The sequence below is a fragment of the Ruegeria sp. ABV4_181 genome (genome assembly GCF_056158465.1).
The window spans coordinates 3281482-3305825 of record NZ_JBSWTI010000002.1; the positions used below are offsets into that span (position 1 = coordinate 3281482).

Here is a 24344-nt window from a genome sequence, read left to right on the forward strand (position 1 = left end):
AAAAACCAGACTTACCGGGCGTTCTCGATGGGATTTCGCGCTGTTGTCGCAAGAGCGGCAATCATGGAAAACGAACTGGACGTTCGCATTTTCGCAGCGTTTTCAAAGCAAACGCCATCTCGGCAGGTCGTCGGCACCCAAAGTTTCGACAAATCCGGCGCCGAAAATCACATTTGTCACAACGTATGATTGATCCGCATCCCCGTTTGATTCATACTCCCGCGCAGACCGAGAGGGGCAGAAGACCCGTCCGGGCAGGCAAAAACGAGGTTCGAGCATGAAAAAGTTCCTACTTATGGCATTTTGCGCCACGTCGTTGACAGCAATGGCTCCGGCACCGACCGAGGCCGCGCAGATCAAGCGGGCGTGTCTGGCCTCTGACCGCGCAGCGGCGACACGGGCGCGGTGCAGTTGCATTCAGCGGGTGGCCAATCAGGCCCTGACGCGTGGCGACCAGAAGACGGTTGCCAAGTGGTTCAGCGATCCGCATCAGGCGCAGGAGCTGAAGATGTCCCAGTCCGCGCGCGACGATGCGCTTTGGGATCGGTATCAGAACTTTGGCCAGATGGCGCAGGCGATCTGCAGCTAAGCCGCTCGCAATCCTTGACCTGACCCGCCCTGCGCCGCAGAAAGGCGCAGCGAAAGGTATATCTGATGGTTATCAAAGGGCTGACCCTGCGCGGGCTCGAGGTGTTCGAGGCACTGGCGCGGACGGGATCGGTGGCGCAGGCCGCCGAGATCACCGGACTCAGTCAGCCATCAGTGTCCCAGCAACTGCGCAATCTCGAAAACGCTCTGGGCACCGAGCTGGTGGATCACGGAAGGCGACCGATGCGGCTGACGCAGGCCGGGCGCAGTTTTCTGGCGCGTGCCGAGACGGTTCTGGCGGAACTTCAGATGGCCCAGAGCGAACTGACCGTGATGGATCTGGGGCATCTGACGACGCTGTCGATCGGGCTGATCGACGATTTCGACAATGACCTGACCCCGCGGCTGGCGACCCTGCTGGCCGACAGTCTGACGCGGTCGAAATTCAAACTGATCACCTTGCCCAGCCTGGACCTGTTCGCGGACCTCGCCGCGCAGCGGCTGCACCTGGCCGTATCGGCCCATAGCGGTGAGGTGCTGGAGGGCGTGGTCGAATACCCTTTGGTCCAGGATCCGTTCATTCTGGTCACGCCCAAGGGCGCCGGGAACGCCCTGCAAGAGCTGCCCTTTCTGCGATATGCCCGGGAACAACTAATCAGCCGCCAGATCGAAGGTCATCTGGCACGGCAACAGATGGAGTTCGAAGAACGGTTCGAGATCGGTTCGCATCTTGCATTGATGGCGATGGTCGCACGGGGCCTGGGCTGGTCGATTACGACACCTCTTGGCTACATGCGGGCGGCGCGGTTCCACGATGCCCTGCAGGCACATCCCGCACCGTTCGGAGAGTTTTCGCGCACCATTTCCCTGTTCACCCGCACCGACTGGTCCGATCAGGTTCCGCGAGAGGTCGCCGGGATGATCCGCCGTCTTATGCGCAGCCAGATCGTCGATCCGGCGTTGGCGCAGCTGCCGTGGCTGCAAGACCGGCTGAAAGTGATCAGCTAGCCGCGCAGATGGGCTTCAAGCCCGTCGACAGCGGCTTCGATCAGGTCAAGTGCGCCGTCGAAATCACGGGTGTAATACGGATCTGGCACATGATCTGCACCGGTATGTGGCGCAAAATCGGTCAGCAGGCGTACCGGGGTATCGTTGCCGTTCGGCCGAAGCCTCTCGATCCCGGCAATATTGTCCGGGTCCATGCCGATGATCAGATCGAACCGGTCGAAATCCTCGGCCACGAATTTTCGGGCGCGCAGATCACTCAAGTCGATATCGCGCTGCCGCGCGGCCTTTTGCATCGGGCCATAGGGCGGATCGCCGATATGCCAGCCCGAGGTTCCGGCGCTGTCGGTGATGTATTGCGGCGCGCGGGCCCGGAAAACGCCCTCGGCTGCAGGCGAGCGGCAGATATTGCCCAGACAGACAAACAGGATACGGTGGGTCATGGGTCAAGGTGTAACGCGCGGGGGGGAAATGGAAAAGATCGTCATTCTGACAGGGGCCGGAATTTCCGCCGAAAGTGGTCTGGGAACGTTTCGCGACGAAGGCGGCCTGTGGGCACAACACCGGATCGAGGATGTCGCCACGCCCGAAGGCTTTGCCCGCAACCCTGCGCTGGTTCACGGGTTTTACAACGCCCGCCGCACTCAGGCGGCCAAGGCGCAGGCCAACCCAGCGCACGAAGCTCTGGCCCGACTGCAACAGGACTGGCCCGGAGAGGTCGTGATCGTCACGCAAAACGTCGACAGCCTGCACGAAGCCGGGGGCGCAACAGACGTGATTCACATGCACGGCACTTTGGCCGGGGCGCTCTGCGCAGCTTGCGGCCACCGCTGGCCAGCGCCACCGGAAATGGCGGTAGGTGAACCCTGCCCGGCCTGCCAAGCACCATCTGCACGTCCGGACGTCGTATGGTTCGGAGAAATGCCTTATCGGATGGATGAAATCTACGATCATCTGGCCGCGGCCTCGGTCTTTGCGGCCATCGGCACGTCGGGGCAGGTCTACCCCGCCGCAGCTTTCGTCCACGAAGCCATCATGGCGGGCGCCAGAGCGGTCGAGTTGAACCTCGCCCCATCGGACGGGGCCTCAAGCTTTGACGAGGTCATTCTGGGTCCGGCCACAGAAACCGTACCGCGCTGGGTCGACGCGCTTTTGGCCCGGGGCTGAGGGTAATTCCCGCAGACACCGGCCGATTTTTTCGTTTATGGTGAAGGCGTAACAAGCCCGGAGACCGCCATGACTGATCCCCAATCCCCTCGCGAAGAAATCCTTGATGATGGCGCCCGGGACCAGCGCGACGCGCTGGGAGATCAATTAGCGAACCTGTGGTGGACGTTCCTGTTGCGCGGAATACTGGCCGGAGCGCTTGGGATTGCTGCGTTGTTCTGGCCGACCAACAGCATCGCGCTGCTGCTGCGCCTTGTAGGTCTGTTGCTGATCCTGGACGGCGGCCTGACCCTGCTGGGCTTTGGACGGCGCGGACTGATCGGAGGCGTCGGGGTCGGTGCGCTGCTGATCGGGCTGGTGCTGCTGATCTGGCCCGAAGGCGTGGCCCGCCTGACATCCTTTCTGCTCGGCGCCTGGGCGCTGATTGTCGGCATCGGTTCGTTGATGGCGTGGCGGCAGATGCCGGACCAGAACCCGGACGCGCCAACCGTGCGCAATTCGGGTCTCGTGGCGCTGTTGATCGGGCTGGTTCTGCTGTTCTGGCCCGGCAGCGGCATGGTGGCGCTGGGTTGGGCCATCGCATTCCTGGCCCTGGCCTTTGCCGCGGTCATGTTCTGGCTGGCGGCCCGGTTCAAGCGGGCCCATGACCGCGTGGCCATGCGGGTGGTCAACCGCTGATCCGGTTCTCGTAACGGCAACAGGCCGGGCTCTGCCCGGCCTGACGCATGGATGACGGCCGCAAAACGGCCTGAAGACAGGCGTTGCCTCAGTTGGAATGCGATCCGTGCCCGCCCGCATCCTGACGTTCAAGGTCGACAGGGATTTCAATCTCAACCTCACCGGCGTTCTCGAAGATCAGGGTCACAGGAACCGTTGCGCCCTGTTCGAACGGCGCGGAAAGCCCCATGAACATCACGTGATCACCGCCGCGCTTCAGCATGTGGGTTTCGCCGGCGGGGATGACAAACCCCTCTTCGACATGAGTCATCTTGGCGACACCGTTTGCGTCGATCAGGTGAGTATGCAGTTCCACCCGCGCGGCGATATCGGATTCGACACCGACCAGCCGGTCGTCGGCCTCACCGGCATTCTGGATCATCATAAACGCCGCACCGGCTTTGGCCGACTTGCCTGAGGACCGGGCATAAGCATCGTCGATGGTGATCGTATCCTGCGCAAAGGCGGCGGTGGCCATGGTTGCGGCGGCCAGAGTTGCAAGCAGTTTGGATTTGAGGGACATGATGCCTCTCCTTCGTAAATATCTGAAAAGTTTCGAAAACGGGTCAGATCAAGATCGGAGGGGCACGGGCCGGCCTGCGCGGAACCGGCAGGGCAATCAGATTTTCGGCAACACGCTCAGGCGCTGGCTGGACTATCTTCGGCGCAGGCGGAACGGATACGGCCGCCATGTCAACCGCTCCCAGCAGGGTCAGCGCGTAGTCAGGGCAGAAATGCGGAGCTTGGGTCGGTTGCCCATCACCATCCATATAGACGACCACCGGCCCCGAGCCGGTGCAAAGCACCATCTGCCCCACCGCCTTGTCCACGCCGCGCGAGGCGGCAACCCCCTGCCCCGTCAAAAAGACGAGCAGAGAAAGCACCAAAGGCAGAATTCTGTTCCGAGCGGGTTTCATCCTGCGTCCGATATAGGCCGGACGCAAAGCGGGCTTCAAGCGCATTCAGGTGCGCCCGAAGCCCGCAGTCTTAAGTTTCGTGTCAGCTGTCCAGACCCGGACGTTTGACAGAACCTTTGGTCAGGCTGGTATGCAGCCTGTTCACCTGACGTTGCATTCGAATACATGTTCCAAATGATTTGCCGATAAAGGCTGTCAACAGGGAGAAAAAATCAAAGGATTTGAAAGACATCATACTCAACTCCACCAGATGAATATGCACAAACATAATGCAGGGTGGGCGCAGCGTATGTGAACAATTTCACCCAGATCGGAAATTTAATTCCAATTCGGGAACAACTGTGGATCAGGCAAAAGAAAAGGCCCCGCACCGCAAGGTACAGGGCCCGAAAATCCGGTGAAGAAAGGCTTAGGCCGAGGCTTGTGCCTTGGCGATTTCCTTTTTCACTTTCAGTGCGTTGGCGGACAGCTCATCGTCCTTGGCTTTGGCCAGGAACGCGTCCAGACCACCGCGGTGGTCCACCGAACGCAGCGCAGCCGCCGAGATGCGCAGCTTGACGCCACGACCCAGGGTTTCCGACTGCAGGGTGACGTCGTTCAGGTTGGGCAGGAAACGACGACGAGTTCTGTTTTTGGCGTGGCTGACATTGTTGCCAGTCATCGGGCCTTTTCCGGTCAGTTCGCAACGGCGCGACATGGTTTCTTCCTTTGTTTCTGGAGGCCGGGCAGATGCCCTCGGCCAAATCACAAGGGGCGCAACCCGAAGTCGCGCCCGAAAACTGGTTGGATGCGTGTAGTGGGAATCGCCGGAAGGGTCAAGTGCGTGGCGCGAAATCTTTGCGCGCCGGTCAAATTCCTATGCGCCCTCGGCTGTACGGCCTTGTAGCAGGGGTTTGTTGTTCTTCAAATGCCGGGCAACCAGTTGGGCCTGTTGCCGCCCTTTGGGGATGAAACGGGCCGGATCGACGACCGGGTGATTATGGGCCAGATCGGGGAAGATCTCAAAAATCTCGCGCCGGGCCGCCGGGCTGAGGGATTTCAGCGCCTCCGGCCCGGTATACAGGCTTTCTGTCGGAGCCTGCTCGGCAAAGATCACCTGATGCTGATCGAACAGCAGGTGGAAATACTCGACCTCCTCTACCGTTTCAGCGACGTAGATACCCGGCAGTTCGGTCAGTTTGACTGCGGGGATAAGAACCTCGGTCGCGCCGAACATCCGCTTGGCAATTCTCGACTGCACCAGCATCCGGTGCTGACGCGACACCAGCAGGTCGCGATGTGGCAGTCCCTCACCCAAAGCGCCTGCTAGGATACGCACCGGGCAGAGCCGCGGATTGGCCCGCAGCGCAGCGGTGTCAAACCTTCGCCGGCCGATCCAGCGGATCGCTTGAAGACCATCCCCCAGCGTGTGGATCAGGTCACCGGGGCGCAGGGTCTGGATGGGAACCGAACCGTTCTGCGAGCGGATGCGTGTATCGCGGGTGAAACAGGGCACACCCGACCCGTTTTCAAAACTCTGATACGAGACCGTGATCCCCGACGGCAGCGTGAAACTGCCGCTGGACAGGGAATAACTGACGCCGTCCTGAACCGTGAAAGTGCCAAACGTATTGTCATTGATGACTGTACCGACCGGCAGGTTCAGCGTATCGGTGCCGCTGCCGCCACGTACATCCCCCGAAACGCTGGTGCTGCTGAAATTCAGGGTGTCGTTGCTGTTGCCCAGCCGGATCGTGTTGACGGACGACCCGCTGACATTGACCGTGTCCGCCCCCGACCCGCCGGCGATGCGCCCGCCCACCGTGCTGCTGGTGATCGTAATCGTGTCGCTGCCGGCGTTTCCGACCACCACGCCCGAAACCGTGCTGTTGATGATCTCGATATCGTCGGCACCGCCCTGTCCCCGGACGTTATCAATCGGCGACCCCTGCGGTGTTCCATTCAGGGTTCCGCTGTTGTTCGTGACATCAATGTCGTCGTTGCCGTTGGTCCCATTTATGTTGGGCATATCAGACGGTTCCCGAACGTTTCGCCAAGCGCCAGCCGTCCGACCTTAACATCAAATCGCTGTCGGGTCAGCCCCGGCCACAACTTATAATTGCAGTCCGCCCTCCCGGGAGCCCGTTGTTCAGTCTGACACCAGAGTCGACAACATCCGCTCGGCCGCCGCCGAGGGGCTGATCTGACCGTCGCTTACCTGTGCGCCGAGTTGCTCCATTGCGGCGCGGGCCTGCGGGGTGGACAACCGCGCCAGCAGGGCCGAGCGCACTTCCTGATCAAACCAATAGCGCGCCTGCGCCGCCCGGTTCGCGTCCCAGTGGCCATTGTCGCGGCGCCACCGGGTCAGCGACTGCATCTCGTCCCACGCCTGTTCCAGCCCGTGTTCCTCAACCGCCGATACCGTCATCGCCCGGGGAAACCCTTCGGGGTCCTGAGCACGCTTTCGCAACAGGCGAAGCGCCCCGGCATAATCGGCGCAGGTGCGGGTGGCGGTGGCCTTCAGGTCCCCGTCCGCCTTGTTGACCAGGATCATGTCCGCCATTTCCATGATACCGCGCTTGACGCCCTGCAGCTCATCCCCGCCCGCAGGTGCAAGCAGCAAAAGAAACAGATCGGACATTTCCGACACCACCGTCTCGGACTGGCCCACGCCCACGGTTTCGATCAGCACCACGTCGAACCCCGCCGCTTCGCATAGGGCGATGGCCTCGCGGGTGCGGCGCGCGACCCCGCCCAGATGGCTCTGGCTGGGAGAAGGGCGGATAAAGGCGTTCTTGTCGCGGCTCAGGCGCTCCATCCGGGTCTTGTCGCCCAGTATCGATCCTCCGGACCGGGTCGAGCTGGGATCGACGGCCAGAACCGCCACACGCAACCCCTGCCCGGTCAGCATCATGCCAAAGCTTTCGATAAAGGTGGATTTACCCACACCCGGCGTGCCCGACATGCCAATGCGCAGGGATTGCCGCCCGGACTCGGCCAGTTGGGCCAGCAACCCGGCCGCCTGTTCTCTGTGATCGGCGCGGCCGCTTTCGACCAATGTGATCGCACGGGCCAGCGCGCGCCGGTCCCCTTTCAATATCCTGTCGCCCAGACTGCCTGTTTCCATCTCGACCCCGATCATTTGCGGCACGACTACTTGCCGCCCGAAGGGGCGGTTTGTCCAGACCGATCCGCCGATCTTTCCAATGCGTGTTGCCGGGGATATTGGCCAGACTGCGAAACTGGACCTTCCCGGATAGTTGGCGGATAAAGCCCGCATGACGACGCGCCTGCCAATTGATGACGCCATTCCCGAATTGCTTGAGGCTCTGACAGCCTCGGGCCGCGCTGTTTTGCAGGCCCCGCCGGGTGCGGGGAAGACGACGCGGGTGCCTCTGGCCATGCTGGATGCAGGGCTGTGCAAAGGTAAAATCGTGATGCTGGAGCCGCGGCGGCTGGCCGCCCGTGCCGCTGCGGAACGCATGGCGCAAACATTGGGGCAGCGTGTAGGTGAAACCGTCGGCTATCGGGTGCGCGGTGAGGCCAAAATCTCCGGCGCCACGCGGATCGAGGTCGTGACCGAAGGTATCCTGACAAGGATGCTGCAATCTGATCCCGACCTGCCCGGAATCGGCGCAGTGATTTTCGACGAGTTTCACGAACGGTCTCTGAACGCCGATCTTGGGCTGGCACTGTGTCTGGAAGTGACAGGTGCGCTGCGCGATGACCTGATCCTGCTGGCGATGTCCGCAACGCTGGATGCCGATCCGGTTGGGCGGTTAATGCAGGCCCCTCTGGTCACATCGCAAGGGCGCAGCTACGCGGTCGAGACGCGCTGGCTCGATCGGCCGCTGGGGGCACAGGCGCGGCGGCTGGACGCGGTGGTCGATCTGGTTGTCAGGGCCGAACGGGACACGCGCGATATCGGCGGCGGTGTGCTTGTGTTTCTTCCGGGCGAGGGAGAAATCCGTCGGGCCGAGGCCGCGCTGACCACCCGATTGCCCGGCAAGTGCGAATTGCGGCCTCTGTTCGGGGCGATGCCGTTTGCCGCCCAGCGCGCGGCCATTGCACCGGCAGAAACCGGTCGCAAAGTGGTTCTGGCCACGTCGATCGCCGAAACCTCGCTGACCATCCCCGACATTCGCGTCGTGGTGGATATGGGTCAGGCGCGCCGGGCCCGGTTCGATCCGGGTTCGGGCATGTCCCGTCTGGTGACAGAACGGGTGACGCGCGCCGAAGCGACCCAGCGCGCCGGCCGTGCGGGTCGCGTGGCCGAGGGCGTGTGCTATCGCCTGTGGTCCAAGGGTGAGGAAGGCGCTCTGGCCGCCTATCCCCCGGCCGAAATCGAAGCGGCAGACCTGACCGGTCTGGCATTGGAGCTGGCGTTGTGGGGCGCAGCGCCGGATGATCTGGCCTTCCTGACACCGCCGCCCGAGGGAACGCTGGCCGAGGCCCGCTCGTTGCTGAAAATGCTTGGCGCTCTGGATGGCAAAGGCAGGATCACAGATCACGGGCGGGCGCTGGCCGCCCTGCCCCTGCATCCGCGTCTTGGGCACATGCTGGAGCATGCCGGCGCGGGTGCCGCGCCCTTGGCCGCTTTGCTGGCCGAGCGCGATCCGCTGAAAGGGGCCCCAGCCGATCTGTTGCTGCGGCTTGAGGCGCTGCGCGACCCACGTGCGTTTCAGCGCAACCGGGTTTGGCAGGTGAATACGGGAACTTTGGACCGGATCCGGGCCGAGGCGAAACGGTTACGCCCGCAGCGCGGGACCGGCGAACTCGGCCCGGCAGCAATGGCTGCTTTGGCCTATCCCGACCGGATCGGACAACGCCGCAAGGGCGACATCCCGCGCTATGTTCTGTCCGGCGGTAAAGGCGTGGTGCTGGACGGCGGCGACACGCTGGCAAACGCACCGTATCTGGTGGTCACGGACACCGATGGAAATCCACGCGAGGCGCGGGTGCGGATGGCCGTGCAGATTGCGGAACGGGAAATTCGTGATCTGTTCGTGGAGCAGATCACCTGGGTCGACTTCTGCGAATGGTCGAAACGCGAGCGCCGCGTCGTGGCGCGCCAACAGGAAAGGTTCGGCGCGATCACTTTGGGCGACCGCATTTGGCGGGATGTGCCAGATGACGCCGTGGCACGGGCCATGCTGGACGGCGTGCGCGATCTGGGGTTGCGGCTGGACGGGGCCGCGGCCCGGCTGGCGGCGCGGGTCGAGCTGGTCCGGGCCGAAGGCGCGGATTTGCCCGATTTTTCGACCGAAGGGCTAACGGAAACGCTGGAAGACTGGCTGCTACCCATGCTCTCGGGCGTGCGCAACGCCGAAGACTGGAAACGGTTCGACCTTTTGCCTGCCCTGCGGACCCGACTGGATTGGGGACAGACGCAAGAGCTGGACCGCCGTGCGCCGGGATCGTTTGTCACCCCGCTGGGACGGAAGGTGCCGATAGACTATGGCGGCGCGGTGCCGGAAATCTCGGTCCGGTTGCAGGAATTGTTCGGTGTGACCCGCCACCCTGTGGTGGGCGGCGAGGCCCTGAAAATCACCCTGCTGTCCCCGGCCCAGCGCCCGATCCAGATAACCCGCGACCTGCCCGGATTCTGGGCCGGGTCTTATGCCGACGTGCGAAAAGACATGCGTGCGCAATACCCCAAACACCCCTGGCCCGAAGACCCGACACAGGCCGATCCGACACTGCGGGCAAAGCGGCGGAGTTGAAATCGGAACCGGCCCCATTTTCCCGGGGATTTTACCGGAAACGTTGAATCTCATATGTTTGATTGGTATGAATTGGCGGTTTCAGGAAAGAATTGCGCGAAATCACTCAACCAATGTCCGCATGGCTGCGAAATATCTGGGAAGAGGTCGCCCGACCGTTTTTCCTGCGCCCGCGCCGGGTGCAGTTCGCGGCCCTTTGCGTGCGCGCCTCCAAGGATGGAAAAGAGGTTTTGCTGATCACCAGCCGCGACACCGGACGCTGGGTGATCCCCAAAGGCTGGCCCATGGATGGCAAGGACGGTGCGGAAACAGCCCTGCAGGAAGCCTGGGAAGAGGCCGGCGTGCGGGCTGAGCACCTGCATCGGAACTCGGTCGGGCACTTCACCTATGACAAGGTTCTGGATGACGGTTCGGCCCTGCCGGTCCGCACCAGCGTCTATCGCGTGGATGTCAGGGAACTGGCTGATGAATTCCCCGAGGCCGGTCAGCGGGAACGGCGCTGGTTCACTCCGGAGGACGCCGCCACGCAGGTTCAGGAACCGGAATTGAGCGCTTTGCTGCGCCAGATGTAACAATTTCGCAAAGATTTGATGACGGGGCGCTTGCCCGCGCCAAGGAAACCGGATAGCCGCACGCGTCAAACTAACGTCGCCCGATGTGAAACAATGTCTAACTCGAACATAAAATCCCGCTGGCAGGCTCTGGACAGCGACTTGCACCGCATTTCGCGTGTTGAAAACGCGAATGTCCACGTGGCGCGTCCGATGCTGGCGCCCGGGATTGCGCTTGCGTTCATCGCGCTGGCCGGATTGTCGGCGGCAGTGTTTTTCGGGCGCGCGGATGGCGGTCTGATCGTCGTCGCAGCGGCAGCTTTCGGCGCCTATATGGCGATCAACATCGGTGCAAACGACGTTGCCAACAACATGGGCCCGGCGGTTGGGGCCAACGCACTGACCATGGGCGGTGCGATCGTCATTGCCGCCATAGCGGAAAGCGCAGGGGCGCTGCTGGCCGGTGGTGATGTGGTCTCGACCATTTCCAAGGGGATCATCGACCCGGCTTCGGTCCAGAACAGCAACGTGTTCATCTGGGCGATGATGGCGGCGCTGATCTCGTCTGCGATGTGGGTCAACCTGGCCACATGGGTCGGCGCACCGGTTTCAACCACGCATTCCGTCGTTGGGGGCGTGATGGGCGCGGGTATCGCCGCCGCGGGCCTCAGCGCTGTCAGCTGGGGCACGATGAGCGCGATTGCAGCCAGTTGGGTGATCTCGCCCGTGCTGGGCGGCGTAATCGCGGCCGGATTTCTGGCGCTGATCAAGGCAAAGATTCAATATCAGGAAGACAAGATCGCCGCCGCACAGCGCTGGGTTCCGATCCTTGTCGCACTTATGGCGGGCGCATTTGCGACCTATCTGGCGGTCAAGGGCCTAAAGCGGATCGTCAAGGTCGATCTGGAAGTGGCCTTGCTGATCGGTCTGGCCTTTGGTCTTTTGGTCTGGTCGCTGACAGTGCCCTGGGTCCGCCGCAAGTCCGAAGGGCTGGAGAACCGCACGCGGTCGCTGAAGACTCTGTTCGGCTTGCCCCTGGTGATCTCGGCCACGTTCCTGAGTTTTGCCCATGGTGCAAATGACGTGGCCAATGCAGTCGGGCCGCTGGCGGCCATCGTACACGCGGCAGAGTTCGGCGATTTCGCCTCGAAAGTGTCAATCCCAAGCTGGGTCATGGTGATCGGAGCGTTCGGGATCTCGTTTGGCCTGTTCCTGTTCGGTCCCAAGCTGATCCGGATGGTGGGCAGCCAGATCACCAAACTGAACCCGATGCGCGCCTTCTGCGTGGCTTTGTCGGCGGCGATAACCGTGATTGTGGCAAGTTGGCTGGGTCTGCCCGTCAGTTCGACCCATATCGCCGTGGGCGCGGTATTCGGGGTTGGGTTTTACCGCGAATGGCATTCGGATCGCCGGTGGAAGCACTCGAACCGGCAGCGCCCGCCTGAACGGCGGCTGGCCCGAGAAGAACATCAGAGACGCAAACTGGTGCGCCGGTCCCATTTCATGACCATTGTGGCGGCCTGGGTCATTACGGTGCCTGCCGCTGCAACCATGTCCGCCGTGATTTTCTGGATGCTGACTGCCTTTCAATGAGCGCGCGTTACCGGGCAATCTGTTCCGGTGTCATCGCAGCGGATGGCCCCTGCTCGATCATCTTTCGCACCCGGGTACAGATCGGCGTTGGCACGCCGACCTGCGCACCCAGTCGGATGATTTCACCTTGCAGGCTATCGATTTCGGTCGGCCTGCCCGCCTTCAGATCATAGGCCATGGAGGTACGGGCGCTGGGGTCGATGGTCAGCATCCGCGCCGCGATCCGGGTAAAGATCGGCGTCGGCAGGCGCAGGATATATGGGGTCATTCCTGCCGGCAGCGGTGTGGTCGAGGCAACCGGCTGACCGGCTGATTTCAGCACTCTCAACGCCTCGGCCATCTGGTCAGCCATCAGGCGACGCCATGAGCGGTCCAGCAACTGGTCTTTCAGGGTCAGTCCGGACAACGCGTTCAGTGCGTTGTTTAGATTGATGACCAGCTTGCCCCATTGCACAGCTTCAATTTTATCGCTTTCGATGACGGGCAGATCGCCGCTGCTGAGCGCTGAGCCCAGATCGCCGGGCCCGCCCTGAATCACAATCTCACCGGACGTGGCGCGGTGAAAGCTGGCCGGTTCCGTCGGCACCACGTTAAAGGGCACCATTCCGGCCCGAACATCATGATCCGGCAGTGCCGCGCGCAAGGAACGGGCGTTTTCCATCCCGTTCTGCCAGGACAGCACCGGGGCGGGTGCCGGCGTGTATTTTGCGATCTGGATCGCCATTTGCGCCGTCGCCCCTGTCTTGACAGTCACGATCACCATTTCGGCTTCGCGCAGACAGGCCGCATCCTCGGTCAGCGTCAGATCAGAGGCGGCGACATGGCGGCTCAGGCCCGAGAAATCCGTGACCGTCAGTCCACGTTCACGGATCGGGTCCAGAATGCGAGCACGGCCCAGTAAGGTCACTTCGTGCCCCGCGCTGGCCAGCAAAGCCCCGCAGTAACACCCGATGCTGCCTGCCCCCGCAATCACGATTTTCATGGCGTTCCTCCCTTGGTGGAAGGATTGCCGGGATCAGAAGGGCCGACAAGGCCCCATGACGTCTGGTCAGCGCGCCAGCCTGGGCCGCGTGCGTTCCAGATCCTCAGAGATGGGAATAAACTCCTGATCGTCGCCGGGTGGCAGGTGAAAGGCCCCGTTGGCCCAGTCCGCCGTCTTCCATTCGCGCGTCGCGTTTTCGATCTTGTCCTTTGATGAGGAAACGAAGTTCCACCAGATATAGCGGTCTTCGTTCAGCGTCGCGCCGCCCAGCAACATCAGCCGCGCACCCAGAGCCCCGGCCCTGACCGAGAGGTGATCGCCCGGGCGGAACACCATCATGCGCCCCTCTTCGAACCTGTCGCCCGAGATTTCGACCGATCCCTGCGTGACATATACACCCCGATCCTCATGATCGTCAGGCAGCGGGAACGAAGCATCCGGGTCCAGTTGCACATCCAAATAGAAGGTTTCCGACAGCATCGTCACCGGGCTGGCCACCCCATAAGCGTTGCCCAGGATAAGCCGGGCACTGACGCCGGTGTCCTCGATATGAGGCAGCGCGCCCTGCTTGTGATGTTCAAAATCCGGGGCCATGTCCTCATGCGCTTCGGGCAGTGCGATCCAGGTTTGAATGCCGAACAGGCTGTGTTTCTTCCCCCGCGTTTCCTTGCTGGTGCGCTCGGAATGGGTCACACCGCGCCCGGCCACCATCCAGTTGACCTCGCCGGGGTAAATCATCTGATGGGTCCCGAGGCTGTCGCGGTGTTCGAATTCACCCTGATACAAGTAGGTCACGGTCCCCAACCCGATATGAGGGTGCGGGCGAACGTCTATGCCGCCATCGGTGATGAATTCGGCGGGGCCCATCTGATCAAAGAGTTTTATTCGAAAAAAGATTTAGGGCCTATCAAATGGCAGGAAATCGGCTGTTTCCGAGGCTGCACCCGAGCCTCCGGCGTACCCGGCGGGTGTCCTGCTGGTTTTCTCCGAGTGTTCAAAGGGGGCCACGGGGGGGAGCCGGGAAGGATCACGTATTTTGTAACTCACTCAGATTTTTGACCTGAAATTGAAACCTCCCTGTGTGGACCTATGGGTCAACGCTAGCGGGTTCTGCCTCCTCTGAGTGTTCCTCAGCGACACCGACGAGGTACTTATCGTAGGTTTTCTTGAGATATTTCAAAGCGGAGTCTTTATCGACGTTTGCCTTGAGTGTCTCCTGAACGAAGTGCATACGCGCCTTGCAGGATTGAAATATCTCACCCCAACTTTTAACCCAAATTTCGATGCTCTCGTCCTCTGAGATGTAGACCCTTCCCGGTGGGTTGTCTTTTTGCCGCGCACGTCTATTCGCATGTGCGTCTAAGTCATTCGATACGACCCAGAATATCCATCGCGTTTTCACCGAGCGGAAACGCTCATCTTCGGCGATGGCAAAAGCGTAATCCTCGACTTGCCCGATTTCCTCTTTCCCAATTGTGCAACTCGGTCTTTTCAGTTCGACAATTAAGTGTTCACGTTCGTCTGCACGGCTGAGAGGAACAGACCGGGAAAGCATCAAATCCACGATACCTACTCTCCCATCAATCCGTTTCACAGAACGGTCAATCACGGTCTCCTTGCCGATCAGCTTTTGGTGTTTCCTCAGGACCTCTGTTAAGGACTGATCGTCAACAGTTAGGTTAAACTCTTCACCAAAAATCCATGTATTGTTCTCAGCGATCATGCGATGCAACTGACTGCGTTCTTTCAGCAGTTTCTTACTCTGTTCGCCGAAAATCAGTTCTTCCAAACCATGCACGAACTTGAGCCTGTCAGACACAAGACGTGAGGCGCTGATGACGTTAGCTAGGTCTGCCTCTTCCAAGAGTTTCGACATCTCCCTCTGTGTCTGAGGAGGAAGCTCTAACACCTCGGTCAGAATGTGCTGCAACTCGTCTGGCCCGCGCTCAATAGCTTGTCGAAGCATACGCAGTTGGAATGCCCTACTCTTGGAACTCTGAACTTTGAAATCCGGCAGGTGCTTATTGACGTTCAGAGCAACGATCTCGAAGACTTTGCGTTCTGCAGCTTCGACAGACGTCTGAGGGTCAGCGTGGAACGGGTAAACCTCTTCCTCTTTCCATTGATCTATCTCGGTCTGCGCGGCTTCCGCATCTTTGTTGTTGAAAAACTCTTTAATGAGTTCAGCAGCGGCATCCTGAATGTCGAGAACACCTTCGTTCATTTCAGAGAAGTCCAGTTCACCGCGCTCTTGGAGCGCTTCGATATAGCTGGATTTTACATATGCCGAGAACTTATGACCCGCCGTGTGGAACCTCGGTGTTGATCGGTGGAATGGGAAACCATGAGGGCCGCACAAGAAAAACCAACGATCAGACGCCGATTTCCATTCAATGAGGTCAACTCGCACGGGGTGAGATACGCCGCTTTCATCTATGATCGGATCGAGGTCAAACACCGTTCTGTCTTCGATTGCGGCGCTTGGGTCCAGTTTCTCGTGTTCCACAAATATGGACACATCCTTGTAGTCGGTCAGATACAGGGCGAAGACCTCAGACAAAGACTGAACCGAGTTTGCAGGCTCGAGTGACCGATATGTCCTGTCAAGTTCGGAGATCGTCACATCAACCCCGGCGCGTAGAGCTTTGTCCACTTCCACTGGTTCGGTCACTCTCACATCCACCAAGTCGTCTTTGAGTAGAGAGATACGATATCCGAAGAGTTTTCCGCCCTCGTAGTAGCGGACATTCCATTCAGCCGACCGACCGATAGCTAGCGCCTTCAAGCGTCCTTTACCCTCTTTCCCGTGTAAAATACGGTTCTTTTTTTTCGAGAGGCTACCGTTGCGCTTCCATGATCCGCCGAGATTTCCGAACAGATTACCAACTTCATCGTGCGGAATACCGTGTCCGTTGTCCCTAACCGTCACCGACCTCATTGCGATGTCGTCGTTCTCAATCTCGACATCCACCCTCGTGGCGTCGGCATCAAGTGAGTTCCAAATCAACTCGGCGAGAGCTTGAATAGGTTTAGCGTTCGCAAGTTTTGTAAGGTGATCCCGTTCAACTTGAACTCGAAAATGGGCTTCCGCCATGCTGCTACGGCCTTCTGAAATCAACAAATAATGGAAGAAGGTTATACAAACCCAAGCAGGATTGAAAACACTGAATGCACCCAAGACGCGAATTGCAGGCCCGCCACCGTTGTGTGCGATCCCGCACGACATCTGAGCGTCTCTTGGGGTTCACTTCCCGTCTCCTTGAGCCATCTTATCGACAGAGCCAAATGAGTACGCCCCATGTCTTGGAACCCTGCGCTAGACCCCCACTGCCCCACGGGTGACGCCGTGGACGCCATTGAAACCGTCATAATCCCCCGCGCCCGCGATCTGGGTGGCTTCGAGGTACGCCGCGCCCTACCCGCACCGAAGCGCCAGATGGTCGGAAGTTTTATCTTTTTCGATCAAATGGGACCCGCAGAGTTCTTGCCCACAAAAGGCATGGACGTACGCCCTCACCCGCATATCGGCTTGGCAACGATCAGCTACCTGTATCGTGGTCGGATGCACCACAGAGATAGCCTCGGGACGGATTCTTGGATCGAGCCGGGTGCGGTGAATTGGATGGTTGCCGGTCGAGGCATCACACACTCAGAGAGAACCGACGATGAAACCCAAGTGGACCCTATGCCGTTCTTTGGTATCCAGACTTGGGTAGCTCTGCCAAAGGACCACGAGGACCTAGACCCTACTTTTGAACATGCCTCTGCTGATGCTCTGCCCGTCATGGAAGGTGAAGGCAAGGAGGTGCGTCTGATCCTCGGCAATGCCTACGGTGAACGTGCGCCAGTTAAGACGCCTGCAGAGATGTTCTATGCCGATGCTGTGCTTCAAGCTGGTGCCAGTATTCCAATGCCGGATGACCATGAGGATCGCGGGGTGTATGTCGTGGATGGGTCGGTAACGGTCTCCGGCGATACCTTCGAAGCGGGTCAAATGATGGTCTTCCGTCCTGGTGATCGGGTGTCGATGAAAGCCGGTGAAAGGGGGGCACGGGTGATGCTGCTGGGTGGAGAGACACTGGAGGGGCCTCGGCATATCTGGTGGAACTTCGTGGCGTCATCCAAGGAGCGCATAGAAGAGGCCAAGGAAGCTTGGCGGGCCGAGGCTTGGGAGTGTAACCCAAGGTTCCATTTGCCACCCGGTGATGATCAGGAATTCATACCGCTTCCGAAACGGTAACTGGACAACAATGCTGACAAAGCACCGGTCGGCTGCAGTGGCGTCAAACTTCGCTTTCGTAAACGCGGCCATCGGCTGTCTACATTGCTGGTCGCCATCCGGCGGGCTGATACCGCTTTACACAACGCACAACAACGTAACCCTTTCATGCCAGCTAAAAGACGTAAGTTGTGCGTTGGCATTATGCTGCACGCTACATATAGTTCGCCACAAGAATTCACACATTATGCGAGTTTACGATGCGCGGCTACAATTCGGGGTCAAATGATCTGCTTTTCAACCAAGGCGACTGGCACGCTACGCAAGATGCTTGGAAAACGAAGATGGTATCTTCGATTGAAGCTATGGATGGCGACGAACTCCTGAATACTTCGACAACTGACTTGGCCCGCTACTACGCGGACCAATACGCTTTCGACGCACCAACCATTCATCCAGACGACCTTGAGGTGGATCAACGTGAAACCCAAATCGACGTCAGCCACGATAGTAACCGGTGGATTCGTGATCGCTCGCGCCCATACTACATAACCGGCACCGCACTGGACGTTGAAATTCCTTACTCCGGCAACAAGGTTGGTTTCGAAATACAACCTACGACTTGGAGCACTGGAAAACCGCGTGGCACAGTTGCCGCGAACGTAATCAAGTTCACCATTTCCGGGACCGACCTAACGCAAGACCGCGTGAAAAGCGAAATCGACAGGCGTATTGCTGGACTGAACGAACACCTTGAATGGCTGCGCAACGACGCGCATGGCTACAACGCCGCGCTTGAGGCACTTGCGACCGAAACTATTGAACGGCGCAAGGAAAAACTCCTAAAGGACAAATCGTTGGTCGCAGGCTTGGGCTTCAAAATGAAGCAACGCCCCGGTACTGCTGAAACATACGCCGCTCCGCAGGTGCGGAGGAAAATCCGCCCGTCCACGCCGAAACCTTCTGCTTCCCGCGCTCCCTACAAGCCCGAACCGACGCTTACCGTCGAAGACTACGAGCACATACTCACGGTGCTCGAGAACATGGTTAGCGTAATGGAACAAAGCCCCGGTGCTTTCCGAGAAATTGACGAAGAAAGCCTTAGAACGCACTTCCTTGTTCAGTTGAATGGCCACTACGTCGGCGATGCCACCGGAGAAACCTTCAACTACGAGGGCAAAACCGACATATTAATCAAGGCTGAAGGTCGAAACATCTTCATTGGTGAATGCAAGTTCTGGACAGGTGAGAAAGCATATCTCGAAACGTTGGACCAAGTGCTTTCTTATTTGAGTTGGCGTGACACGAAGGCCGCGGTCCTGATGTTTAGTCGAAACAAAGACTTCACCGGCGTTCTTGAGAAGATTTCCAGCAGCACGTCGAGCCACGCAAACTTCAAGAAGCTGATAGAGCAACGCTCCGAAAGTAGCTGGACCTACCTTTTCGGCCATAAAGACGACCCAAACCGCGAAATTTCCATCACGGTTCAAGCCTACAATGTGCCGGAGCGTATCGAGCCGCGTATTCGAAATCCGGGACGGTAAGAATACCACGCTAACGGCTTGGTAAACACCTGATGGATGACTACAAGTGACAATACGCTTCAAGCGACTAAGTCGGATGCCCAGCAAACCGAAGAACGATTTATGCCCGAGAAAAGGAGGGAACCAATAAGGTTCCCTCAATGTCCACTCAACGTCACTCTTTCAGCAAATCCTCGAACGTCCTGGTCCTGCGCTTCACCCGCACAGTTGCCCCGCCAGCCTTCACCGGGAACAACTCACGGTTCCGCCTGACCTGAGCCTTCAAGAGTTCACCCTGACCTTGCTTCTCGGCCCTGATGATATCCTGCAGTTGCTTGAACTCACCCTGAGCGGCCTTGCGGTAGGACACAATCACCTTCCTGATGAGCGCCCCTCGTTGGTCTGTTCTCCTAAGTTCACTAAGCGGATGAAAGTGAGCTTTCGCTACACGCCAACTATTGTCGGCTCCCAGATCAGCGCAACCATGAAAAAACGCCGAGCGAAAATCCGATATGGTTCACAATGCTCATGTTCCATCGTTAAGGTACAACTTGGGACTTGTTACCATTGCCAAACGAACAAGGTCTGAGCGTTGCTTGCAGTCTAGTTTTTGCAGGATTGACTTTATTTGACCTCGGACGGTCTCCAATCCCGTACCTCTGTGGTCTGAGACCGATGTTGTATTTAATCCGTTCAACAGTAAGTTACATATCTCTGTTTCTGCGGGTGTTAAAGTCCCCAAAGCAGCCAATCCATCGGCAGTGACGTGTCGGTTTTCTGCGGGGTCCAGTGCGAAAACCAAAGACACTCTTTCACGCCGAATACTCGCATCTTTGACAGCAGCAATATGCAGGACCAATGGTGAGGCTCCTGATCGCCGAGCGACCGAAAGAGTCGTGGCTGAAGCTTGTTTTTTCGCCAAGGAACCGCATTCCAACGCCGCACGAAGAATGTGCTTATCAGCATCAACCGCCGCCACAATCCGGTTTCGGACTTTTACGAGGGCATCTTTTTCGCTGAGCCAATGACGTAGCTTTTCGTTGGCAGTGATTACTTCGCCATTTTGATCGCAAAAAGCTATCCCGAAGCTGAGGTGATCAAATAGATCAAGCAGAGCGTTGTAGCTCTCTGTTAGGCGATCAATTAGCCGCTTTGACTTTATGGATTTCTGCAAAATGGCGGACAATGCTGGCGCGTACTCTACGAGTCGCTTCGAAGCGCCATAATCGTCTTGAATGTCGCAGGTGATGGCTACGTCCATCCATGGACCGAGTTGATTGAGACGTAGGGCACTTCTCGACGTGGCTCCGGTCGCCCCAAGGACCCGATCACGGATTGGGTTCATTGATGGGGGACCCGATGAATCGAAACCAAATGCTTCCGCCTCTCCGAGCACAGTGCCCGGTGCCACTCTAGATAGGGCACTGTATCCAACTCTTTCCACAGTCGTGTCTTCATGGCCGGTGATCACTTTCTCTAAAATGCGCCTACCGTCTCCAGTTCGCATGTATCGAGATGCATGAAAAATCGGCGTTGAGTGCTCTGCAACATTGTACTCCTGTAGCATGAACGCTTGCACACCAAGTCGCCTTACAATGACATCACACAATTCGCCCCAGCGTTCGGGACGAGTGGTTGCCTCAATGGCGGCAACGGCGATTTGTGCGTCTTCAATCCGCAAAGCTTAATAATCTAGATTTCTGGTTTTGTGATCAATCTGGCCACAGTCTGTGACACTTAGTTTCACCCCCCATCTGAGGGATGAACCAACCCTCGTGTCAAGGTTTACTATCAAGGAGAATAGTGGAGAAATGATATTATGTCGAACTTGCCTTCTGAGTTTGAAACTGCACCCTCACCGTACGGACAACTGGATGTCGAGCTTCTCAAGTCAAGCTTCTGGATGGCACGCACAGATTCGGACCGAGTCGTCTTCTCGAACAGACGTGAAGAGAACGGTGGCTACTACTTTTCAATAAAGGGCGATCCGGAGTTTGTCTTTTCCTATAAGGAGGGACAGACATCAATCGATATGAAGATCAAGCCCCTTTCCCTTACGATTGAGCGTTCTCGCTTCGGTCGTGGTCCTCTTGTCGCCGATGCTAAATGGGAATTTAATTACTCTTTTGATACCACTCGTACGGTCAAATCTAACTCTACCATGAAACTAGGCCCAGCGACCAACCTAAGATTTAATCTGTTCTTCCAACGAAGCGATGCAGCTACGCTCGCCACTTGGGGTGAAGTTTATTGGTTCCAACACAAGTGCAGCAAATCCATATCCCATCGTACACTCATCAAAGTGCAGCCTCCTACAAAATCGCTGCTTTGGGAGACCTTCGAAAGCAACATCGAGCGTTTGGAACTTCGTCCAGTTCATAGTGGCTTTTTTGAGCAGACTTGTTAACTGATACCCCAGAAGCCGACCCGCGCCGAACACAGAGTTAAACGCCGGGGCGACCGTAGGGTTGGCGACCAGCTTATCGATGGCCGCTTGGGGGATGAGTTCATAATCAGCCATAGTTACTGTTCCGATCTTTCTTGAGGGCATCTTCTAGTTCCCTCAGGTTTGCTTCGTAGATTTGGACCATTGCTTCACGCGCTCGTTCAAAGGACACCACCGAACCTCCAAGGATCGGCGCGGCCTCAGGCAGGAACATGCGGGCTTGTGAAAAGTCGTAAGTCCATGCGCCGGGGCGGTCGGTGTAGACGGCACCTGATGATTGTTGGAGAACGTGAGTGACACCGGATGCGGCCTTGACTTGCTTGGCGGCATACCGTGCAGCCCAGAGTTTATCTCTGAGCCACACGAGGTCACTTGCAGTGTGTCCCGTAGACGTAATCAACATCACCGAAGCTCGTCCGGTATGGCCAGATTGCGGCTACGCGCAATCGCGCGAACTTCGGTGCTCATAACCGCGTGGGCGTTGTTAAGAGCGCTTACCAAATCGGCCCGCTCCCAATGGCCGGGTTTAATCCATTGATTAGGATAAGCCGCTTCGATCTGGCGAGCTTCGGTACGTACCTGACTGGCAACCTGCTTGATGCCCGCGAGAATAGACAGGGTGCGCTGCCAGACTTCGGTATCTTCGGTTAGTGGCCCCGGCGTGGGGTCGGTCTTGGATGTCATGTTGGGTCCTTTGATATTGCGGCGTCACTGAGCCGCTGGGTTGAACATTGAGTGCTGCTGGAAGATCGCGCGGGCATCCCGATAGAACTCAGCTTTGCCAAGCGTTGTCCCTTTCGACCGGCGCAACATGTCACACCAGATTGGCAGTTGCGTATTGGGGTCGAGGGGATGGTCGGTCACATGCTCGAGGGCGATCACTGCGGATTGGTCGTAGCGGTGCCGGTTGCGGCGACCTTGGAGACGCGTGAGCATCTCGTCGATCTTCCGGTCGATTACCTCATCACTGCGTTTGGCGATCAGGTTTTCGGCCTTGGTCATCGGGGAGGGTGCTTTGGCAACTGCTTCGAGGTCTGCCTTGTGCTGGCGAGTTCTTCCGTGCAGCGGAGTGTGTCGTTGGTAGTGACGTTTGGCGTCACCTATTGTGATGGCATTTGCCATTGGCGGGGTCCTTTGTGGAAGCCCTCAGAACCCCTAAAACAGCACTTCCGTACCGACCCCTGCGGAGGGTCGATTTTAGCCTCAGAAAAGCCAATGAAATCAATGGATCACGGGAGGTGATTTTGGGAGTCGAGGGTCGCTGCTGACGGGTGTCAGTTGACGTCTGCGGTCATCGCCTCAGTGCGGTCGAGGGTTTTTTCAAATTCAGCTTCGGCAGTTTCGTCCTGCACATACTGAACCGAAGCATTGGGCGTCAGTTTTTCATCAATTTCCAACGGAACACCCAACGCATCGGCAAGCCTCTGATACAACTCTTCGAGGGCTTCGCGCTGAGCGGAGGTCAATGTGTTCGCGAAATGCCCTGTCTCACGGTCTTCACCCCCGACCACGCCGATCTGAATACTGTGCATTTTGATTGCAGCACTCCGCCCAATAGCCCCGACAGTCAGTGGGTGCCTCGCGACCTCAACGACACCGTCCAGTTTCACCACGTAGTGGAAGCCTATGCCGAGACGTCCTTCATTTGCGTGTTGTTTGTCGAGGAATACAGCATCGATGCGGTTATCTGGGATGTGATGGGTGTACCTTACGAAGATGCCGGTGGTTTTCTCTCGGTGAACCGTCGGGAACAACTCGGTGCGGAGTAGCGTCCTCGCGCGTCTTATCTTGAGCATAATTTGATTGTCCTGTTTTCACACGCGCTTCCCACGCTTTGAGTTCACTGTTGTTTAACCGCCTGGTACCGGTGGGACACCGACCGTCCTCAATGAGGTCAACGGTTGCAAAGAAGTAGTCCGGGTCAGAGCATTCATGCGGTTTGATACGGTTCAGGACCAGCATGATATCGGCATCCGTCACCATCTCTCTCAGGTCGATCATGATATTGTCTCTCACTCTCTCGACCCCGACAGGGAACCGCAGTTATCCTCGCAGTTCACCCTCGGGCAAACTGATCTGGGCTGGGTGTCAACCTGCAGGGGTCGTGGCTGGCGATGGTAGCGAGCCATCACCAAGCAGAAGGTCAGTGGCCAAGTTGCTCGCGGATATGCTGCGCAAACTCGGTCCAAGTAATCCCATCAGCACGACCCGCCGCCCGGTCTACCGCGAACTGACGGACCACACGGTCCACTCCAGGGTTTGTGGCGGATGCCTGTTTCAGGAAATCGAAGCCATCTTGCCCAAGCTCCTGCATTGCGCTCTGGGTTGCGGCCTCAGTGACCGTGCTTTGGACATTCGAGAACATCGCGCGGGTATCGCCGTGTACATCGATCTCAGAAACCGACCCGTCAGCCAGACCGCGCATGGTTTCGGCGGCTTGGTCGATGGTCATACCAGACATGGCGATCTGTCCGAACGCTGCTTCATATGTCTGAGCCTCGCGCATCGACATGATGCTGTCATCAAGCGAGGCGTTGAGACCATCGATCACGGAGTCGAACTCGGCATGACCTGTGTCGCTACCTTTGGGTTCCTCGGGCGTCTCGTCTACCACAGAACTATGTTCCTGCGCTGCCCTCTGAGCCGCGCCAATCGACAGGCCTTCATCAAAGACGGCGTTGAGCAAACCAAGCTCTTTAGCCTGAGTTACCTTCATCGACATACCCTGTACGTTGATCACGTCGCTGTCTCTGAGATCGCCCTGTGAGTGAACATCGCGCTGCATGTTGTTGGTGTCGCGGACGGTGACGCCCCCGCTCACGTAGTCTGCACTTGAAGCGTATGATTTGGAGGATGGCATTGTTTGTGCGGTGGCATCGCCGCCACCGAGGGTTACTCTTTCAACCATGTTTCTTGTGTCCTTTGGAATGGGTT

27 protein-coding genes and 1 pseudogene are annotated in these 24344 nt (G+C 58.3%); 11 read left to right on the forward strand and 17 right to left on the reverse strand.

Translation table 11 applies throughout. The features are described from left to right. Positions 1–63 precede the first annotated feature (63 nt). The 3 genes from ACXAC3_RS16325 (at position 64) to ACXAC3_RS16335 (ending at position 1596) form a co-directional block, all read left to right on the forward strand. On the forward strand, positions 64–189 hold the full coding sequence (locus ACXAC3_RS16325) for a hypothetical protein (protein ID WP_475162350.1): 126 nt from the start codon (positions 64–66) through the stop codon (positions 187–189). Between the two features lie 88 nt (positions 190–277). Then, positions 278–589 carry a hypothetical protein gene (locus tag ACXAC3_RS16330; RefSeq protein ID WP_475162354.1) on the forward strand — a complete coding sequence of 104 codons (312 nt, stop codon included), beginning with the start codon at positions 278–280 and terminating at the stop codon, positions 587–589. 65 nt (positions 590–654) lie between these two features. Beyond that, positions 655–1596: a LysR family transcriptional regulator gene (locus ACXAC3_RS16335; RefSeq protein ID WP_475162356.1), complete on the forward strand. Its 942-nt coding sequence runs from the start codon at positions 655–657 to the stop codon at positions 1594–1596. On the opposite strand, the gene ACXAC3_RS16340 is transcribed toward ACXAC3_RS16335, so the two are convergent. After that, complete coding sequence (locus tag ACXAC3_RS16340; RefSeq protein WP_475162357.1) at positions 1593–2036, reverse strand: low molecular weight protein-tyrosine-phosphatase; 444 nt, start codon at positions 2034–2036, stop codon at positions 1593–1595. The two genes, ACXAC3_RS16335 and ACXAC3_RS16340, sit on opposite strands and share 4 nt — an antisense overlap. Positions 2037–2064: 28 nt before the next feature. Here ACXAC3_RS16340 and ACXAC3_RS16345 point away from each other — a divergent pair, with 28 nt between their 5' ends. Continuing rightward, entirely contained in the window at positions 2065–2760 is a 696-nt protein-coding gene (locus ACXAC3_RS16345) for an NAD-dependent deacylase (RefSeq protein WP_475162359.1), read from the forward strand. A gap of 69 nt (positions 2761–2829) precedes the next feature. Continuing rightward, entirely contained in the window at positions 2830–3438 is a 609-nt protein-coding gene (locus ACXAC3_RS16350; RefSeq protein WP_475162360.1) for an HdeD family acid-resistance protein, read from the forward strand. Positions 3439–3526: 88 nt separating this feature from the next. Here the strand turns inward: ACXAC3_RS16350 and ACXAC3_RS16355 are convergent, their stop codons facing one another. The 6 genes from ACXAC3_RS16355 to meaB all read right to left on the reverse strand — a co-directional run bounded on the left by ACXAC3_RS16355 (position 3527) and on the right by meaB (position 7500). Further along, positions 3527–4000, reverse strand: a complete 474-nt coding sequence (locus tag ACXAC3_RS16355) for a copper chaperone PCu(A)C (protein WP_475162362.1) — start codon at positions 3998–4000, stop codon at positions 3527–3529. Positions 4001–4043: 43 nt separating this feature from the next. After that, positions 4044–4439 carry a hypothetical protein gene (locus tag ACXAC3_RS16360; RefSeq protein WP_475162363.1) on the reverse strand — a complete coding sequence of 132 codons (396 nt, stop codon included), beginning with the start codon at positions 4437–4439 and terminating at the stop codon, positions 4044–4046. Between the two features lie 37 nt (positions 4440–4476). Continuing rightward, positions 4477–4629, reverse strand: coding sequence for a hypothetical protein (locus tag ACXAC3_RS16365; protein WP_475162365.1), 153 nt, complete (start codon positions 4627–4629; stop codon positions 4477–4479). A 174-nt stretch (positions 4630–4803) separates the two neighbouring features. Then, on the reverse strand, positions 4804–5091 hold the full coding sequence (gene rpmB / locus ACXAC3_RS16370; RefSeq protein ID WP_008756960.1) for a 50S ribosomal protein L28: 288 nt from the start codon (positions 5089–5091) through the stop codon (positions 4804–4806). A 159-nt stretch (positions 5092–5250) separates the two neighbouring features. Continuing rightward, complete coding sequence (locus ACXAC3_RS16375) at positions 5251–6402, reverse strand: Hint domain-containing protein (protein WP_475162367.1); 1152 nt, start codon at positions 6400–6402, stop codon at positions 5251–5253. A 120-nt stretch (positions 6403–6522) separates the two neighbouring features. After that, positions 6523–7500, reverse strand: a complete 978-nt coding sequence (gene meaB, locus ACXAC3_RS16380; RefSeq protein ID WP_475163476.1) for a methylmalonyl Co-A mutase-associated GTPase MeaB — start codon at positions 7498–7500, stop codon at positions 6523–6525. A gap of 151 nt (positions 7501–7651) precedes the next feature. Between meaB and hrpB the strand changes: the two genes are divergently transcribed. The 3 genes from hrpB (at position 7652) to ACXAC3_RS16395 (ending at position 12240) form a co-directional block, all read left to right on the forward strand. Next, on the forward strand, positions 7652–10096 hold the full coding sequence (hrpB, locus tag ACXAC3_RS16385; RefSeq protein ID WP_475162369.1) for an ATP-dependent helicase HrpB: 2445 nt from the start codon (positions 7652–7654) through the stop codon (positions 10094–10096). Between the two features lie 113 nt (positions 10097–10209). Beyond that, on the forward strand, positions 10210–10668 hold the full coding sequence (locus tag ACXAC3_RS16390; RefSeq protein ID WP_475162372.1) for an NUDIX hydrolase: 459 nt from the start codon (positions 10210–10212) through the stop codon (positions 10666–10668). Between the two features lie 93 nt (positions 10669–10761). Further along, the gene (locus tag ACXAC3_RS16395; RefSeq protein WP_475162374.1) at positions 10762–12240 is read left to right on the forward strand and encodes an inorganic phosphate transporter; all 1479 of its coding nucleotides are present in this window, start codon (positions 10762–10764) and stop codon (positions 12238–12240) included. A gap of 7 nt (positions 12241–12247) precedes the next feature. On the opposite strand, the gene ACXAC3_RS16400 is transcribed toward ACXAC3_RS16395, so the two are convergent. The 3 genes and pseudogenes from ACXAC3_RS16400 to ACXAC3_RS16410 form a co-directional block, all read right to left on the reverse strand. Beyond that, positions 12248–13222 (reverse strand): 2-dehydropantoate 2-reductase, encoded by a 975-nt coding sequence (locus tag ACXAC3_RS16400; RefSeq protein ID WP_475162376.1) that lies wholly within the window; start codon positions 13220–13222, stop codon positions 12248–12250. Between the two features lie 66 nt (positions 13223–13288). Continuing rightward, positions 13289–14098 (reverse strand): annotated as a pseudogene (locus ACXAC3_RS16405) (pirin family protein); the annotation flags it as partial. Positions 14099–14309: 211 nt separating this feature from the next. Continuing rightward, on the reverse strand, positions 14310–16448 hold the full coding sequence (locus tag ACXAC3_RS16410) for an ATP-binding protein (protein ID WP_475162379.1): 2139 nt from the start codon (positions 16446–16448) through the stop codon (positions 14310–14312). Positions 16449–16520: 72 nt separating this feature from the next. On the opposite strand from ACXAC3_RS16410, the gene ACXAC3_RS16415 reads away from it, so the two are divergent. Both ACXAC3_RS16415 and ACXAC3_RS16420 read left to right on the forward strand, forming a co-directional pair. After that, positions 16521–17462 (forward strand): pirin family protein, encoded by a 942-nt coding sequence (locus ACXAC3_RS16415; RefSeq protein WP_475162381.1) that lies wholly within the window; start codon positions 16521–16523, stop codon positions 17460–17462. A 239-nt stretch (positions 17463–17701) separates the two neighbouring features. Next, positions 17702–18985 (forward strand): hypothetical protein, encoded by a 1284-nt coding sequence (locus tag ACXAC3_RS16420; protein ID WP_475162384.1) that lies wholly within the window; start codon positions 17702–17704, stop codon positions 18983–18985. A 154-nt stretch (positions 18986–19139) separates the two neighbouring features. Here ACXAC3_RS16420 and ACXAC3_RS16425 read toward each other — a convergent pair whose 3' ends face one another. Together ACXAC3_RS16425 and ACXAC3_RS16430 are read right to left on the reverse strand one after the other, a co-directional pair. Beyond that, the gene (locus tag ACXAC3_RS16425; protein ID WP_475162385.1) at positions 19140–19334 is read right to left on the reverse strand and encodes a hypothetical protein; all 195 of its coding nucleotides are present in this window, start codon (positions 19332–19334) and stop codon (positions 19140–19142) included. Between the two features lie 156 nt (positions 19335–19490). After that, positions 19491–20225 (reverse strand): helix-turn-helix transcriptional regulator, encoded by a 735-nt coding sequence (locus ACXAC3_RS16430; RefSeq protein ID WP_475162387.1) that lies wholly within the window; start codon positions 20223–20225, stop codon positions 19491–19493. Positions 20226–20783: 558 nt separating this feature from the next. On the opposite strand from ACXAC3_RS16430, the gene ACXAC3_RS16435 reads away from it, so the two are divergent. Then, a complete protein-coding gene (locus ACXAC3_RS16435) occupies positions 20784–21371 on the forward strand; it encodes a hypothetical protein (RefSeq protein ID WP_475162390.1) in 588 nt (195 codons plus the stop codon). Positions 21372–21477: 106 nt separating this feature from the next. Here ACXAC3_RS16435 and ACXAC3_RS16440 read toward each other — a convergent pair whose 3' ends face one another. The 5 genes from ACXAC3_RS16440 to ACXAC3_RS16460 all read right to left on the reverse strand — a co-directional run bounded on the left by ACXAC3_RS16440 (position 21478) and on the right by ACXAC3_RS16460 (position 24318). Beyond that, positions 21478–21813, reverse strand: coding sequence for a hypothetical protein (locus ACXAC3_RS16440; protein ID WP_475162392.1), 336 nt, complete (start codon positions 21811–21813; stop codon positions 21478–21480). Continuing rightward, complete coding sequence (locus ACXAC3_RS16445; RefSeq protein WP_475162397.1) at positions 21813–22094, reverse strand: hypothetical protein; 282 nt, start codon at positions 22092–22094, stop codon at positions 21813–21815. The genes ACXAC3_RS16440 and ACXAC3_RS16445 overlap by 1 nt, the downstream gene beginning before the upstream one ends. Before the next feature lie 24 nt (positions 22095–22118). Further along, a complete protein-coding gene (locus ACXAC3_RS16450; protein ID WP_475162398.1) occupies positions 22119–22532 on the reverse strand; it encodes a hypothetical protein in 414 nt (137 codons plus the stop codon). A 152-nt stretch (positions 22533–22684) separates the two neighbouring features. Continuing rightward, complete coding sequence (locus ACXAC3_RS16455) at positions 22685–23206, reverse strand: peptidoglycan recognition protein family protein (RefSeq protein WP_475162400.1); 522 nt, start codon at positions 23204–23206, stop codon at positions 22685–22687. Positions 23207–23553: 347 nt separating this feature from the next. Then, the gene (locus ACXAC3_RS16460; RefSeq protein ID WP_475162403.1) at positions 23554–24318 is read right to left on the reverse strand and encodes a hypothetical protein; all 765 of its coding nucleotides are present in this window, start codon (positions 24316–24318) and stop codon (positions 23554–23556) included. Positions 24319–24344: the final 26 nt, after the last annotated feature.